The organism is Mycolicibacterium hodleri, from assembly GCF_025822245.1.
Classification (GTDB): domain Bacteria; phylum Actinomycetota; class Actinomycetes; order Mycobacteriales; family Mycobacteriaceae; genus Mycobacterium; species Mycobacterium hodleri.
Window position 1 is genome coordinate 115593 of record NZ_JACKTL010000052.1, and the last position, 15560, is coordinate 131152.

Sequence of the window (15560 nt, forward strand, 5' to 3'; positions counted from 1 at the left end):
GGAGCTTCTAAATGCATTCAGAAATCCGGCGACGGGCTCGGCGCGATGGCTGACGTCGACTGGAAGTCGTTGCGAGACAGGGCGATCGATGTGTCGGGCCGGGCGTATGCGCCCTACTCCGGCTTCCCGGTCGGTGCTGCGGCACTGACGACCGATGGCCGAATCTTGGTCGGTTGCAATGTGGAAAATGTCTCATATGGGTTAGGGCTCTGCGCCGAGTGTTCGGTGGTCTGCGCCCTGCATTCCACCGGCGGCGGGCGGCTCGTCGCCCTCGTCTGCGTCGACGTCGACGGGAACTTGCTGATGCCCTGTGGGCGGTGCCGGCAGGTCCTCCTCGAGCACGGCGGACCCGAGATGCTCGTGGACCACCCGGCCGGTCCCCGCCCGCTGCGCGATCTGCTGCCGGACGCCTTCGGCCCCGACGACCTCGCCCGGGTGGAATCACGATGACGGGGTTCGGCTTCGACGCCCCGACGGTGATCAGGACCAAGCGCGACGGCGGCGTCCTCTCCGACGCGGCGATCGACTGGGTGATCGAGAACTACACCAGCGGGGTGGTCCACGACGAGCAGATGTCGGCATTGCTCATGGCCGTCTTCCTGCGCGGCATGACGCCAGGCGAGATCTCCCGCTGGACGGCCGCCATGATCGACTCCGGCGAGCGCTTCGACTTCGGTGACCTCCGTCGCGACGGCAAACCACTGAGGTTGGTGGACAAGCACTCCACCGGCGGGGTCGGCGACAAGATCACCATCCCGCTGGTGCCGGTCGTCATGGCCTGCGGGGGAGCGGTGCCGCAAGCGGCGGGCCGGGGGCTCGGACACACGGGCGGCACGCTCGACAAATTGGAGGCCATCGCCGGCTTCACCGCCGAACTGTCCAAAGCGCGCATCCGCCAACAGCTTCAGGACGTCGGCGCGGCCATCTTCGCCGCGGGGGACCTGGCCCCCGCCGACCGCAAGATCTACGCCCTGCGCGACGTCACGGCGACCACCGAGTCGCTGCCCCTCATCGCGAGTTCGGTGATGAGCAAGAAGCTCGCCGAGGGAGCGCGCGCGTTGGTGCTCGACACCAAGGTCGGCCGGGGCGCGTTCCTCACCTCCGAGGGCGAGGCCCGGGAATTGGCCGCGACGATGGTCGCGCTCGGCACGGCGCACGGCGTCGACACCCGGGCGCTGCTGACCGACATGGACCGACCGCTGGGTCTGACGGTCGGCAACGCCGTCGAGGTCGCCGAATCCCTCGACGTGCTGGCCGGTGGTGGGCCGGCGGACGTCGTCGAGCTGACGGTGGCGTTGGCGCGGGAGATGCTCGACGCGGCGGGCGTCGACGGCGTGGACCCCGCCCAGACGCTGCGCGACGGCACGGCCATGGACCGCTTCCGCGAGCTCGTCGACGCCCAGGGCGGCGACCTCTCGCAGCCGCTTCCGGTCGGTGCGCACGCGGAGACGGTCACCGCATCCCGGGGTGGCACGATGGGCGACATCGACGCGATGGCGGTGGGACTGGCGGTGTGGCGGCTCGGTGCGGGTCGCTCGACTCCGGGTGGCCGGGTGCAGTTCGGGGCGGGTGTGCGCATGCACCGCAGGCCCGGTGATCCCGTCGCTCCCGGCGAGACGCTGTTCACCCTCTACACCGACACCCCTGAGCGCTTCCCCGGGGCGCTGGCCGAACTCGACGGCGGCTGGACCGTCGGCGACGAGGCCCCCGCCGCGCGCCCCCTCATCATCGACCGGATCACCTGAGGAGAGTTCATGACGACGCCGCTGACGCTCGAGAACATCCAGCGGGCACCCAAGGCCCTGCTGCACGACCACCTCGACGGCGGCTTGCGTCCGGCGACGGTGGTGGAACTCGCCGCGGAGGTCGGGTACGACGGGTTGCCCACCACCGACATCGGCGAGCTGGCCACGTTCTTCCGCACCGCCGCCCACAGCGGTTCGTTGGTCCGGTACCTGGAGCCGTTCGCCCACACGGTCGGCGTCATGCAGACGCCGGAGGCGTTGCACCGGGTGGCCTTCGAGTGCGTGGAGGACCTCGCCGCCGACTCGGTGGTCTACGCCGAGATCCGCTTCGCTCCCGAACTGCACATCGACGGCGGGTTGAGTCTCGACGCGGTCGTCGACGCGGTGCTGGCCGGCTTCGCCGACGGTGAGAAGGCGGCGGCCTCGGCGGGCAAGACCATCACGGTGCGGTGCCTGGTGACCGCGATGCGGCACGCCGCCCGCTCGCGGGAGATCGCGGAGCTCGCCATCAGATTCCGCGACAAGGGCGTCGTCGGGTTCGACATCGCGGGCGCCGAGGCCGGTTATCCCCCCACGCGACACCTGGACGCCTTCGAGTACATGCGCAACAACAACGCCCGCTTCACCATTCACGCGGGCTAGGCGTTCGGGCTGCCGTCCATTCAGGAGGCGATCGCGTTCTGTGGTGCCGACCGCCTCGGGCACGGGGTGCGGATCGTGGACGACATCACCGTCCACGACGACAACGACGCCACCCTCGGTCGCCTGGCCTCGCTGTTGCGCGACAAGCGGATTCCGCTCGAGTTGTGCCCGTCGTCCAACGTGCAGACCGGTGCCGTCGCCAGCATCGCCGAGCATCCGTTCGCCCTGCTGGCCCGGCTGCGGTTCCGGGTGACGGTGAACACCGACAACCGGTTGATGAGCGACACCACGATGAGTCAGGAGATGCTGCGCCTGGTCGAGGCGTTCGGCTACGGCTGGAGTGACCTCGAGCGGTTCACCATCAACGCGATGAAGTCGTCGTTCATCCCGTTCCGGGAACGCCTGACGCTGATCGACGAGGTCATCAAGCCCCGGTTCGCCGTCCTCATCGGCTAGCCAGGACTTGGCGGATGCGGTCGGCGAATGCGGCTGGCGCGCCCATGAATCCGCCGTGATCGCCCGGGAATTCGGTGGTGTCCACGCCGATCCGCTCGGCCACCGCCACCGACGTCCGATGGGTCAGCAGGTGGCCCGACTCCGCTCCGAGCCCGACGACGATGCGCGATCCCGAGGCTCGCAACGCCTCGACGTCCGGCACATACTGCGCGGTCGGCACGAGGTCGTGCAGGAAGAATCGGGCGCCCTCGGCCACCGCCTGCTCCGGATTCACCGGTTGCCCCTGCGGCTCGGGCGGGCCCTCGAGATCCGAGCCGAGGGCCGCGACGTCGAAGCCGGCGTTGACCATGAACTTCAGCCATGCGGCCTGCAATCCCTCGGTGCGGAACGTCGCCACGATGTCGGCGGTGGCCACCCGCTGGGCCTCGGCGTCGGGCAGCAGTTCCATCAGCGGCGGTTCGTGTGCGATCAGGGTGCCGACCCGACCGGGGTGGCGGGCGACCAAGGCCAATCCGGTCACCGCGCCGCCACTGGAGCCGAACACGTCGGCCGACGGCGCGTCGAGGGCGTCGAGGATCGCGGCCACGTCGTCGGCGCGCAGATCGGGGTTCGACGGGCCGTCCGGATCGTCGACGGGGCTGCCCGCGAAGCCACGGGGGTCGTAGGTGACGACGGTGTGGTCGGTGGCGAGGGCGTCGGCCAGCGGGGCGAAGTCCGAGGCGGCCATGGGGGAGCCGATGACGAGCAGCAGGGGGCCACGCCCTCGCACCTCGTAGTGCAAGCGGGCGCCGGGTACCTCGAGGGAGCGGGAGACGAAGTCGTCAGTCGTGGTCATGCCGATGTCGACCGGGGAGCGAGGCGAAACTCATCGGTGCCGGATGCGGCGGGGCTGAGGAGATCCCTGGCGCGCAGGGCCAGCCAGAACTCGGCGATGGTCGCGGTGTCGGCGATTCGACGGCCCGTGATGTCCTCGACGCGCTGCATCCGGTACACCACCGTCTGACGGTGCAGCCCCATCGTCGTCGCCGTCCGGACCCACGACCGTTCGCATCGCAGGTACGCGTCCAGCGTCGCCACCATGTCACTCGAGTGCGCGGCGTCGTAGGCGACGAGTGCGCCCAGCACGCGGTCGACCACCACTTGTGCTTCCTCGGTGTCGCGCAGCACCGACAGCATCGTGACGTCGCCGTAGCGCGCGGTGCGGTCGGCCGTGGTCTCGGCCGCGCGCATCGCCCAGGTCGCCTCCCGGACGGCGGCCGGGCCCCGACGCGGGTGCCCCACGAGGTCGCTGACGCCGATCGCCGCTTGCGCACCGACACGGTGCCGCAACGCGGCCAGCGGAGCCTCGCCGGCCGACACCAGCGCGTAGAGCACGGCCCCGCGCCGGAGGAGGAGATGCGGTACCTGGCGGCGCCCGAGGCTGACGTGAAGGTGCCGTTCGGCGGATTGCGATCCACCCGACACGGCGACGAGGGCGCAGTCCGCCGGCCGCAGACCTCGGTCGGCGAGCATGCGAACGGACTCCCCGCCGGTGAGCCGCCCGTCGCACAGCGACGCCAGCATCTCGGCGCCGATGCGACGGTCGTGCTCCCGTCGCACGTTCTGTTGGGCGAGGAGCACCGCCATGGCCGACGCCAGGTGCTGGAGTTGGACCACGTCGGGTGGCGACGCGCGAAAACCGTGGGCCACCAACACCGTCGGCTCCTCGTCGGGCACCTCGACGGCCAGCGCGCGCTCGTCACCCGCGAGGAGGTGCAGCACCCCCGGTACCGCTCCCCGGCGCGCGGAGATCTCCTCTGTGAGGGCTCGTCTGAGGCCGTCGGGCAGCGGGTCGGAGGAGTCGAGGGCCACCTCACCGGTGGCGGCGTCGAGGATGGCGAGCCGGCAGGCGACCTCGCGACCGAGTTGGCGCAGCGCGTTGGTGGCTCCCGGGTGGCTGACGGACTGGCGGATCACCTGATACACCCGCTCGGTGACGGCAATCCGTCTGCCGTCGTCGTTCTCCGCGCCGCCGGCCACGGCCCGGCCGATCGCGGCGAACCCGACCGAATAGGGCACCAGCAGCACGGTGAAACCGAGGTCGTCGGCAAGCGTCACGGCTGCGGGAGTCAGCTCGGGTGTGGCCGCGTCGAGGCCGATGACGATGCCGCACATGCCGTTCGCGTCGAGACCTTCGATCAGCGCGGTCTGGCCCGTCGTGGACTCGGGCAGGGTGCGCCCGTTCTTCATCAGCAGTTCCCCGCCTGCCAACCACGACCACGGCTCTTCGAGGTCGGAGGTCTGCGCCCAGGACACCGGCCGGTCGAGGCCGCGAGCACCGGCCCGAACCGTCAGACGAAGGTGGGGGGTGTCGACGAGGTCGGTCAGTCGATACGCCATGAACCGCTCCCATGCACTGCAGACGTCGCTGACACGAACTTAGACGATCATCCAAGACTGATCGCCAATTCCAGACGATTGACGGGTGTTGTTTCCGCCCGAACAGGGACAAGGTCGCTGCAACCCGTCTCGAGGAGAACCGATGTCCGATCTCACGCCCGACACCACGGCGCCCCCTGCCGACTCGCCCTCGACGCTGAGCCGCGGGTTCAGCTTCCGCTCGGCGTTGGCACTGGCCTTCGCCGACGTGTCACCCATCGCGGCCGTGTACGCGATCTTCACCCTCGGGCTCTTCGCCACCGGGCCGAAGTTCTTCTGGGCGTTCCCCGTCGTGCTGATCGGTCAGCTCCTCGTCGCCGGGGTCTTCGGCGAACTGGCCTCGCGCTGGCCGTACGCCGGCAGCGTCTACCAGTGGTCGCGGCACGTGCGCGGCACCACGTGGGGGTGGACCGCCGCGTGGGCCTACATGTGGGGCCTGACCATCGCGCTCGGCACGCTGTCCTACGCCGCGAGCGGGTTCCTGCTGCAGATCTTCGGCGTCACCGAGCCGTCGCGGTGGGTGACGGCGACGGTGGCGATCGTCATCGTCGCGCTCGGCACCGTGGTCAACATCGTGGGTCGGCAGGTCCTGAAGGTGATGGTGATCGCCAGCATCACGTGTGAGGTCATCGGCTCGGTCGGACTGGGAATCGTGCTCCTCGTGTTCTACCGCGAGAACCCGTTCTCGGCGCTGTTCTCCAGCGCGGGGATCCCCGACGCCGCGACGTGGACGTCCGGCCCCATGCTGCTCGCCGTCGCCTTCGTCGGATGGTCCTTCCTCGGCTTCGAAGCGGCCGGCTCGGTGGCCGAGGAGGTCGACGACCCGGAGCGCAACGTGCCCAAGGCGATCATCTTCGGTCTCCTCTTGGTCGGGCTGGTGGTCATGTTCTCCAGTGCCGCGCTGATTCTCGCCATTCCGAACCTCGACGAGGTGGTGGCCTCCCAGGCTGGGGACGTGGTCGCCGAGACGCTGACCACCCACCTGGGCGCGGGTGTCACCAAGCCGCTGCTCGCCATGTTCGTCATCGGCTTCATCTCGAGCTTCCTCGCGGTGCAGGCGGCGGTGTCGCGCTGCATCTGGGGCGCCGCCCGGGACCGCAGCCTGCCGGGGTCGAAGGTGCTCGGCCGGTTGGCGGGCCCAGAACGACTGCCGGTCAACGCGATTGCCCTGACCGCGATCGTCGCCATCGTCTTCATCCTCTTGGCGGGCTCGCAGTTCTACAACATCCTGGTGAACTTCAACATCATCGGCTTCTACATCGCCTTCGGCGTCCCCGTGATCGGAGCGGCCATTGCCCGCCTGACCGGCAAGTGGCGCCCGGGTCCCTTCAACCTCGGTCGGTGGGGCGCCCCCGTCACCTACGCGGCGTCACTGTGGATCATCTTCGAGACCGTCAACGTCGCGTGGCCGCGCACCCAGCCCGGCCAACCGTGGTTCATCAACTGGGCCAGCGTGCTGACGACCGTCGTGCTCGCCGTGGTCGGCGGCGCGATCTACCTCACCGTGCGCCGCAACATCGAGGCGCCGATCGGGGAGCGGCTCGGTCACGACTCCGGCGCCGGCGCCGAGGCGTCCGGAACCTGATGTCCCGCAACGCAATCGTCACCGGGTCCGCGTCGGGAATCGGTGCCGCCATCGCCGAACTGCTGCGTGCCACGGGATGGTCCGTCGCGGGCGTCGACCTGTCGCCGACCGCCGACTACGTCGCCGACGTGTCCGACCCCGGCGACGTCCGAGCCGCGATCGGGCGAATCGTCTCCGACGTCGGCCAGGTGGATGCGCTCGTCTCCGCGGCCGGGCACTACGAGATCACCCCGATCGCGGAGATCTCCGCCGAGGCGTTGCACCGGATGCTCCGCGTCCACCTCGGTGGGCTGCGCAACACCGCCCGTGCCGTCCTGCCGTCGATGGTGGCCCGCGGTGGCGGCGCGATCGTCGCGGTGACCTCCGAACTCGCCATCGGTGGCGGCGACGGTGACGCGCACTACGCCGCGGCGAAGGGAGCCGTCATCGGGTTGGTGCGCAGCCTCGCCGCCGAGTACGCCGATCGCGGTGTGCGGATCAACGCGGTGGCACCCGGGCCGACCGACACGCCGCTGCTGGCCGCGGACTCGCCTTGGCGCGCACCGGAGTACCTGGCGACCCTGCCGAACCGCCGACTGACCCGACCGGACGAGATTGCGCGCGTCGTCGAATTCCTGGTGAGTGCCGACGCCGCCTACTGCACCGGCGAGGTCGTCTCACCCAACGGTGGAGCGGTGATCTGATGGGCAACACACCCCTGAGCGGGCGGGTGGCGCTGGTGACCGGCGCCGCCCAGGGCATTGGTGCGGCGATCGCCCGCAGGCTGGCCGCTGACGGAGCCGCCGTCGCGGTCAACGATCTGACCGACGGCGAGTCGCTGGCCGAGGTGGTCGCGGCCACCGGGGGCTTCCCCGCGGTCGGCGACGTCAGCGCGCCCGACGTCGCGACATTGGTCGACGCCGTCGAGAAAGATCTCGGACCCGTCGACGTCCTCGTGTGCAACGCGGCCTACATGTCGATGGCCCCGTTCACGGACGACGACGAGGACGACTGGTGGCGGGTCGTCGAGGTCAACCTGGCGGGCACCTTCCGGCTGATCCAAGCGGTCCTGCCGGGGATGCGCCGCGCCGGCGGCGGCAACATCGTCGTCATCGCCTCCGAGTGGGGAGTCATCGGGTGGCCGGAGGCCAGTGCGTACTCGGCCTCCAAGGCGGGACTCGTCGCGCTGGTGAAGACCTTGGGCCGCGAACTGGCCCCCGAGAACATCACCGTCAACGCGGTGGCCCCCGGCGTCGTCGACACCCCGCAGCTCCTCGTCGACGCGGCGTCGGCCGGGGTCTCCCTCGACGAGATGCACCGCCGCTACGGCACCGACATCCCGATGGGCCGCATCGGCAAGCCGGAGGAAATCGCCAGTGCGGTAGCCCTCTTGGCGCGCAACGACATTGGCGCAATGGTAGGTCAGACGCTACAGATCAACGGAGGATCGACACGGTGCCGGGTATGAACGACGACATCAAGGGGCAGGCGGACGGCCAGGTCACGCCGAGGTACGCCGGGCTGACGACCTTCGCCCGCCTTCCGCGCCGGGAGGACGTGCCCCGGTGCGACGTGGCGGTGCTCGGGATACCGTTCGACGCCGGTGTGACGTACCGGCCCGGCGCCAGATTCGGCCCCTCGCACATCCGGCAGGCATCACGGCTGCTGCGCCCGTACAACCCGCAGCTCGACGTGTCACCGTTCGCGGGTCAGCAGGTGGTCGACGCGGGCGACGTCGCGGCCAACCCGTTCGACATCGCCGCCGCGGTGCGCGAGATCGAAACTGCCGCAAACGAACTCATCCAATCGGGGGCCCGGCTGATCACCCTCGGCGGTGACCACACCATCGCCTACCCGCTGTTGCGGGCTCACCATCGCCGGTACGGCCCGGTGGCACTCCTGCACTTCGACGCCCACCTCGACACCTGGGACACGTACTTCGACGCACCGGTGACCCACGGGACGCCCTTCCGGCGGGCCGCCGAGGAAGGGCTCTTCGTCCCCGGGCACAGTGCCCACGTCGGCATTCGTGGATCGCTGTACGCGCCCGGCGACCTCGTCGAGGATGCCGGGTTCGGGTTCACCGTGATTCACTGCGCGGAATTCGAGCGACGGTCCACCGACGACGTCGTCGGGCAACTGCGCGAGGCCATCGGGGACCGCCCGCTCTACGTGTCGATCGACGTCGACGTGCTCGACCCCGCCCATGCCCCCGCGACGGGGACGCCGGAAGCTGGAGGCATGACCAGTCGCGAACTCCTGGCGATCATCCGGGGACTGGACGGCGCCGACCTCGTCGGCGCCGACATCGTGGAGGTGTCCCCGGCCTACGACCACGCCGAGATCACCGGTGTCGCCGCCGCCAACCTCGCCTACGAGCTGATCTCGCTGCTCGCCAAGACGGCCCGGGTATCGTGACCGTGCCCGCCGCTCCCGTGCCCTGGCCGGGTGGCGCCCGGTGCGCGGCGTCGTTCAGCTTCGACGTGGACGCGGAGTCGGCGATGTTGGCCGTCGACCACGGCCACGCCAACCGGATGTCGGCCATCAGTCATCAGGCCTACGGACCGCTCGTCGGCGTTCCGCGGATCCTGAAGATCCTCGCGCGCCACGAGATCACGTCGACCTTCTTCGTGCCCGGCTACACCGCTCTGCGCTACCCCGACGTGGTCCGCAGCATCGTTGCCGAGGGTCACGAGATCGCCCATCACGGGTACCTGCACGAGGCGATGGCGGGACTGTCCGCCGAGGAAGAAGCCGCGATCCTCGACCGCGGCATCGAGGCGCTGGAGAAGGTGACCGGTGTCCGGCCGGTCGGGTACCGGGCGCCCATGTGGGAGCTCAACTGGCACTCACCTCGGCTGTTGACGGACAGGGGCTTCCTCTACGACAGCTCGTTGATGGACGCCGACCACCCCTACGAGCTGGCCGTTGGGTCGAAGTCCTTGGTGGAGATCCCGATTCAGTGGGCCCTCGACGACTGGGAGCAGTACTGCTTCGTCCCGGACTTCTCGGGGACGGGCCTCATCGAGAGCCCCGCTAAGGCCGGCGAGATGTGGCGCCTGGAGTTCGACGCCATGCGCACCGAGGGCGGGTGCTTCGTGTTGACCAACCACCCGTTCCTCACCGGCCGTCCCTCACGGGCGGTGGCGTTGGAGGGCCTGATCTCTCACGCGTGCTCCCTCGACGACGTGTGGGTCACGCATCTCGGGGCCGTCGCCGACCACGTCCGCGGGCTCGGTCTGACGCCACGGTCGGTGCAGCGGCCGGACCCGGCCGACTTCTAGGGCCGGCTCACTCCTCGCGAAGGCGGGACTCCACGAAGTTCTCGACCTTCTCCCACTGCGCGACGGCCGTGGCGTACGGCGCGGGCGGCTTGCCGATCTCGTCGGGGGTCAGGACGTGCCCGACGAACCGCCCGAACGGCTGATCGGTGTCGAGGGCGTCCTCGACCGTGCTGTCCTCGGCGTAGTCGCCGACGTCGCGGATCAACTCGACGGCCAGCTCGAGCTGGTCGACGTCCACGGCCTCCGGGCCGTCGGCGATGTCGTCGGAGAGCGTCCGCAGCACGTAGACGTTGTCGTCGGTGACCCGGATCTGCAGCGAGCCGTCGGTGGCGGCGGTCTTGATGTCGTCGAAGGTGGCGAGGTCGGACAGGTCGCTCTCGTGCTCGTCGGCGAGATAGCGCGCCAGCGCCCGCTCCGAGCCGAACACACTGATGCGGCCGTTGCGGCCGAGGAAGATCGGCTGGTCGTCGAGATAGCAGCGCAGCGTGTAGAAGGTACCGCCGCGAGTCAGCAGCCGGATGGGGTCGATCCCGACGTGTGCCCAGAAGTCCTCGTCGCTGCCGAGGACCTGCTGCGTGGCCTGCGCCGCCAGCGCGGTCTCCTCGTCGTCGGTGTCGACCTCGTCGTCGAGCACCACGTCCTCGGCGGCGTCGTCCTCGACGACCTCGGGCTCGGGAGCGGGCTCGGCGAGTTCGGCGGCAGCCTTCTCGGACGCGGCGGCGTCGACCTCGGGGATGGTGACGATTTCGTCTATTGCGTCGACCACCCCGTCCCACCCGCGGGCGATCACGCCTTCGATCTCGGCCCACCGCTTGCGGCCGCCGCGACCCTCGAACGCCTCGAGGCCACCGCCGAGCGAGCCGAGGACGGGGTTGCCGTTGAAGAACTTCGACACCACCGGCAGATCGCACACCGACCCGATTGCCTGCACCACCGCGAGCGCACCGAGCAGCGTCGCCACCGACTCCTCACTGGGCTTCTCGGCCGCCACCTCGGGGACGCCGATCAAGTCGTGCTGACGGTCCTCGCCCGGATCCAACCGGTGCGCCGACGACCCCGTCAGCTCCGAGTACGCGGGGTGGTCGGTCAGGTCGTTGTCGGTGTTCGTCCTGACGAAGGCCGCCAGGTCGGCCACGCTTTCGAAGCCGTATAGGTCGTCGTCCTTGCCCAGGAAGGCCTGCCATTCGTCGTCGGCGTCACGCCACGACGGAGCCCACAGTGTGTACAGATCGCCCTTGGTCAGACCGAGCCTCACCGGCACGATGTCAGCAGCCATGCGGCACAGCGTAGCGACGCCGTCTGGGCGAGTTGCCGTCACCCGGTGCGGGCGAAGTAGCGCTCCCCGTCGGTGGCCAGTCGGCCGAAGGCCAGCCTCAGAACGGGCGCCAACGGTTTGAAGGCCAACGCGAACGCGCGCTTGGGTTCGATGGCGACGGTCCAGGTGAATCGGGTCGAGTCGCCGTCGGCCCCGTCCGGTTCGACGACGTAGTCCTCGGCGAAGGTCTTGAAGACGGGGAGGTTGGCCTCGTAGACGGTGAACGAGTAGCGGTGCCCCTCGTCCCACCGGAAGAAGCGTTCGTGGACGCGAGCCAGCCCGGGCGCCAACACCACCTCGCGCGTCGTCCCGACGCCGAAGGGCCGGGGACTGGACCAGGTCAGCGCGGTGACCGTCGAACTCCAGGCGGACAGCGACTCGTCGCATACCAACGATTCCCACACTGCCGCGGGCGGCGCGGCGAACGTCTTCTCATAGCGGAACACGTACGGCGCCGACGTGAACACGCGTTCGTCGGCGGCGTCGACGGCATACCAACGGGCCATGTGGTCGAGCATGACAGCCGACGCGAGACGATGTGGTCATGCGTGCGATTGTCTTCGAGCAGTTCGGCGGTTCCGTGGACGTCCGATCGGTCCCCGATCCGGTGCCCTCGCCGGGAGGTGTCGTCGTGGAGGTGCACGCCACGGGTCTGTGCCGCAGCGACTGGCACGCCTGGGCGGGCCACGACGACGGGGTGGCGTTGCCGCACGTGCCCGGGCACGAACTGGTCGGCGTCGTGGTGGAGGCCGGGGCGGACGTCCGTCGGTGGACGGTGGGGGACCGCGTCACGACGCCGTTCGTCTGCGGGTGCGGCTCCTGTGAATGGTGCCTCAGCGGCCAGGCGCAGGTGTGCCCCGAGCAGACCCAACCGGGGTTCACCCATTGGGGTTCGTTCGCCGAGCGCGTCGCCCTGCACGCCGCCGACACGAATCTGGTCGCCGTGACCGATCTGGTCGAGGACGCGGCCGCCGCAGCGTTGGGCTGTCGGTTCGCGACGGCGTACCGGGCGTTGCACGCGCGGGCGGGTCTGCGCAGCGGGGAGTGGGTGACCGTCGTCGGAGTGGGCGGCGTCGGCCTCAGCGCCGTGCAGATCGCGGTGGCCGCGGGCGCCAACGTGATCGCCGTGGACCGCACGCCGGCGGCGCTGGAGCTCGCGCGCAGCCTCGGGGCCAGCGACACGGTGCTGGCCGACGGTGGGGACGTCGCCGCCCAGGTGCACGACCTCACCGGAGGTGGCAGCCACGTCGCGGTCGACGCGGTCGGCTCGCCGGACACGTGCGCCGACGCCATTCACAGCCTGCGGCGCCGCGGTCGTCACGTCCAGGTGGGGTTGCTGCCCGGAGTCGACGGTCACCCGGCGGTGCCGATGGATCGCGTAATCGCTTGGGAATTGGACGTTTTGGGCAGTCACGGCATGGCCAGCGTGGACTACCCCGACATGCTGAGCCTGGTCGAGGTGGGGACGTTGCGCCCGCAGGATCTCGTCGAGCGCGTGGTGGGACTGAGCGAGGGGGCCCGGCTGCTCCCGGCGCTGGACACGGCCGCCCCGGTCGGGGTGACGCTCCTCGATCCGCGGGTGCCCTGACCCGCGCGGTCACACGGCCCAGTCGCCGTTGAGCGCCTCGATGCGGTCGACGTTCTCCTCCGCCCAGGTGCGAAGTGCCCCAAGCGGTTCGGAGACGCTGAGGCCCAGCTCGGTCAGTTCGTATTCGACGCGGGGCGGCACCTCGGCGTAGATCGTCCGGGTCACCAGCGACGCGGCTTCGAGCCGCCGCAGGGTCTGGGTGAGCATCTTCGCGCCGACCCCCGGCAGCGCGGCCTGCACGGCGGTGAAGCGCATCGCACCACGGTCGTCGAGCAACCCGATGATCAGTGCGGACCACTTGTTGGCGAGCAGGTCGAGCAGCGTGCGACACGGGCAGTTCGCCGAGTAGACGTCGTGTTGGTCGTGGCGACCGCTCGGGCATGGCCGTGCCATTGGTCCTCCTGAAGACCGGGACCTGCTGTGGTTCGCTCCGATGGTAACGGCTCCCGTGCCGACCCGTCGCGACCAGCGTGACTTTCCTCGACGGAAGCAACTGTCCTTGCGGGACACCGGGGTCACGGGGCTAGCATTCGGTCGAGGCCGAATCCGTGGGCCCGCCAACAATTTCCGCATTGACGACAGAGGACTGCACAGACATGGCCACGATGACCGCGGTCGGCTCCTACGCCAGCTCGACGATCGACTCTCCCGACGCGCTGCAGGACGTCGAGGTGCCGGTGCCCGACGTCGGGCCCCGCGACCTCCTGGTCCGGGTGGAAGCCGTCTCGGTCAACCCCGTCGACGTAAAGCGGTGGTCCAGTCTGAGCCCGTCGGCCGAGCCGACGATCCTCGGCTTCGACGCCGCGGGCGTGGTGCATGCGGTCGGTTCCGAGGTCACGTCGTTCGCCGTCGGCGACGAGGTCTGGTACGCCGGCGACATCACTCGACAGGGCAGCAACGCCGAGTTCCAGGCCGTCGACGAACGCATCGTCGCGCGCAAGCCGACCTCGCTGGGATTCGCCGAGGCGGCGGCACTTCCGCTGACCACCATCACGGCATGGGAGACCCTGTTCGAGCGGTTCGGGATGACCGCGGACACGACCGGCGATCTGCTGGTCCTGGGCGCGGCCGGCGGGGTGGGATCCGTGCTGATCCAACTGGCGAAGAGGCGCACGGGGGTGCGGGTGATCGGCACGGCCAGCCGGGACGATTCACGACGGTGGGCCGAGGAGATGGGTGCCGACGTCGTGGTCGACCACCACCACCTACGGGAGCAGACTCTCGACGTCGCCCCGGACGGGGTCCACTTCGTCTTCTCGCCACACTCGGCGGGCAACGTCGAGGCCTACGCTGAGGTCACCCGGCCGTTCGGCCACGTCACCGCGATCGACGACCCCGTGGGGCTCGACCTGGCGGCGCTGAAGCCGAAGAGCATCGCGTGGCACTGGGAGCTGATGTTCACCCGGTCGATGTTCGGCTACGACATGGAGTTTCAGGGAGCTCTGCTCGCCGAGGCCGCGACGATGGTCGACGCCGGGGACCTCAGGACCACGCTGACGACCGCGATCGCCGGCTTCGACGCCGAGGGATTGCGACAGGCTCACCGGATGATCGAGTCCGGTCGGATGGTCGGCAAGGTGGTCGTGCACCGTTGACTCACGCGGTGGGCCGCCAGAAACCCTGAAAGCCTTGCCCCGCGTTGGTCGTTCGGATCGGAGAGAGCTTGACGGGATCACCCGCCTCGATCATCACCCCGTTTCCGACGACCATCGCGACGTGACCGTCCCACACCGCCAGATCGCCCGGGCGCAGCGTGGCCTGGCTGACGGCCGACCCGACGTCCTGTTCCTGCGCCAGCCGCGGAAGGTCCAGTCCCGCCTCGTGATACGCCCACTGCGTCAGGCCGCTGCAGTCCAGGCCGACGCCGGGGGTGGTGCCACCCCAGTCATACGGCACTCCGAGTTGTGTCAGGGCGTGCCGGACCGCGCTGGCGGCCGTCTCGTTCGGCGCGGTCGCCGTGCTGCCGTCGGGAAGCTGCACGCCCACACCGCTGCCGAACATGCCGGGATCGGCGAGCGGGCGTGCGTCGCGGGCCGTTGCCAGATCCGCGGGGGCGCCGGGACGGCCACCGAGGCGCGACCCGCCCAGCCCAGCTGACCCGGCACCCGACCCCGATCCCGACCCTAGGCTGGCGCCGAGTCCGGGCACGGCTCCCATCGGCACCGTCGGGATCGACGGCATCGAGGGGGGCGACGGTGCCGACGCCCGCGCGGCCGCGTCGACCGTCGCCTGGTGCCCGTTCAGTTCGTTGCGCAGCTCGGCGACCACCCCCTCGGCGTCGTCGAGGGCCCGTCGGGCCTCCGCGGCGAGTTCGTCCGCAGCGCCCGGTTCGTCGAGCCGGGACTCGAGAGCCTCGGCTCGGGCTTCGAACTCCGAGACGATGGCGTCCAGGCGGGCCCGGGCACGGGCCACGGCGTCGCCGGCGCGGGTGGTGGCGGCACCGAGCTGGTCAGCCCTGGCTGCCATGGCGTCGACGGCCGCGACGGTCGACTCGGTGAAGGCGGCGGCGGCCGCGGCTGCGGCACCCTGCCAGCGCGTCGCCTGCCAG

At 70.2% G+C, this 15560-nt stretch carries 15 protein-coding genes and 1 pseudogene; 10 read left to right on the top strand and 6 right to left on the bottom strand.

What is annotated here, in order from left to right; genetic code table 11:
• Positions 1-45: 45 nt before the first annotated feature.
• The 3 genes and pseudogenes from H7J06_RS22375 (at position 46) to H7J06_RS22385 (ending at position 2843) form a co-directional block, all read left to right on the top strand.
• Positions 46-450, top strand: a complete 405-nt coding sequence (locus tag H7J06_RS22375) for a cytidine deaminase (RefSeq protein ID WP_264041372.1) — start codon at positions 46-48, stop codon at positions 448-450.
• Positions 447-1745 (top strand): thymidine phosphorylase, encoded by a 1299-nt coding sequence (locus tag H7J06_RS22380; protein ID WP_264041373.1) that lies wholly within the window; start codon positions 447-449, stop codon positions 1743-1745. Before H7J06_RS22375 ends, H7J06_RS22380 begins: the two co-directional genes overlap by 4 nt.
• Before the next feature lie 9 nt (positions 1746-1754).
• Positions 1755-2843: pseudogene (locus H7J06_RS22385) on the top strand (adenosine deaminase).
• Here H7J06_RS22385 and H7J06_RS22390 read toward each other — a convergent pair.
• Together H7J06_RS22390 and H7J06_RS22395 are read right to left on the bottom strand one after the other, a co-directional pair.
• Positions 2833-3678, bottom strand: coding sequence for an alpha/beta fold hydrolase (locus tag H7J06_RS22390; RefSeq protein ID WP_264041375.1), 846 nt, complete (start codon positions 3676-3678; stop codon positions 2833-2835). The pseudogene H7J06_RS22385 and the gene H7J06_RS22390 sit on opposite strands and share 11 nt — an antisense overlap.
• Positions 3675-5222: a PucR family transcriptional regulator gene (locus H7J06_RS22395; protein ID WP_264041376.1), complete on the bottom strand. Its 1548-nt coding sequence runs from the start codon at positions 5220-5222 to the stop codon at positions 3675-3677. Before H7J06_RS22395 ends, H7J06_RS22390 begins: the two co-directional genes overlap by 4 nt.
• 142 nt (positions 5223-5364) lie before the next feature.
• Here H7J06_RS22395 and H7J06_RS22400 point away from each other — a divergent pair, with 142 nt between their 5' ends.
• The 5 genes from H7J06_RS22400 to H7J06_RS22420 are packed head-to-tail and all read left to right on the top strand — an operon-like array spanning position 5365 to position 10109.
• Positions 5365-6846, top strand: coding sequence for an APC family permease (locus tag H7J06_RS22400; protein ID WP_264041377.1), 1482 nt, complete (start codon positions 5365-5367; stop codon positions 6844-6846).
• Positions 6846-7529 carry an SDR family NAD(P)-dependent oxidoreductase gene (locus H7J06_RS22405; RefSeq protein ID WP_264041378.1) on the top strand — a complete coding sequence of 228 codons (684 nt, stop codon included), beginning with the start codon at positions 6846-6848 and terminating at the stop codon, positions 7527-7529. Before H7J06_RS22400 ends, H7J06_RS22405 begins: the two co-directional genes overlap by 1 nt.
• Positions 7529-8293: an SDR family NAD(P)-dependent oxidoreductase gene (locus H7J06_RS22410; protein WP_264041379.1), complete on the top strand. Its 765-nt coding sequence runs from the start codon at positions 7529-7531 to the stop codon at positions 8291-8293. Before H7J06_RS22405 ends, H7J06_RS22410 begins: the two co-directional genes overlap by 1 nt.
• Positions 8290-9243: an agmatinase gene (speB, locus tag H7J06_RS22415; protein WP_264041380.1), complete on the top strand. Its 954-nt coding sequence runs from the start codon at positions 8290-8292 to the stop codon at positions 9241-9243. Before H7J06_RS22410 ends, speB begins: the two co-directional genes overlap by 4 nt.
• Complete coding sequence (locus tag H7J06_RS22420; protein ID WP_264041381.1) at positions 9240-10109, top strand: polysaccharide deacetylase family protein; 870 nt, start codon at positions 9240-9242, stop codon at positions 10107-10109. The genes speB and H7J06_RS22420 overlap by 4 nt, the downstream gene beginning before the upstream one ends.
• Before the next feature lie 7 nt (positions 10110-10116).
• Here H7J06_RS22420 and satS read toward each other — a convergent pair whose 3' ends face one another.
• Positions 10117-11385 carry a protein export chaperone SatS gene (satS, locus tag H7J06_RS22425; protein ID WP_264041383.1) on the bottom strand — a complete coding sequence of 423 codons (1269 nt, stop codon included), beginning with the start codon at positions 11383-11385 and terminating at the stop codon, positions 10117-10119.
• A gap of 38 nt (positions 11386-11423) precedes the next feature.
• Positions 11424-11930 (bottom strand): SRPBCC family protein, encoded by a 507-nt coding sequence (locus H7J06_RS22430; protein ID WP_264041384.1) that lies wholly within the window; start codon positions 11928-11930, stop codon positions 11424-11426.
• A 38-nt stretch (positions 11931-11968) separates the two neighbouring features.
• On the opposite strand from H7J06_RS22430, the gene H7J06_RS22435 reads away from it, so the two are divergent.
• Entirely contained in the window at positions 11969-13012 is a 1044-nt protein-coding gene (locus H7J06_RS22435; RefSeq protein WP_264041385.1) for a zinc-dependent alcohol dehydrogenase family protein, read from the top strand.
• A gap of 9 nt (positions 13013-13021) precedes the next feature.
• Here the strand turns inward: H7J06_RS22435 and H7J06_RS22440 are convergent, their stop codons facing one another.
• Positions 13022-13405, bottom strand: coding sequence for a winged helix-turn-helix transcriptional regulator (locus H7J06_RS22440; RefSeq protein ID WP_264041386.1), 384 nt, complete (start codon positions 13403-13405; stop codon positions 13022-13024).
• 203 nt (positions 13406-13608) lie between these two features.
• Between H7J06_RS22440 and H7J06_RS22445 the strand changes: the two genes are divergently transcribed.
• Positions 13609-14607, top strand: coding sequence for a zinc-binding alcohol dehydrogenase family protein (locus tag H7J06_RS22445; RefSeq protein ID WP_264041387.1), 999 nt, complete (start codon positions 13609-13611; stop codon positions 14605-14607).
• A gap of 1 nt (position 14608) precedes the next feature.
• Here the strand turns inward: H7J06_RS22445 and H7J06_RS22450 are convergent.
• On the bottom strand, positions 14609-15560 hold a 952-nt coding region (locus H7J06_RS22450), incomplete at its 5' end, for a C40 family peptidase (RefSeq protein WP_264041388.1).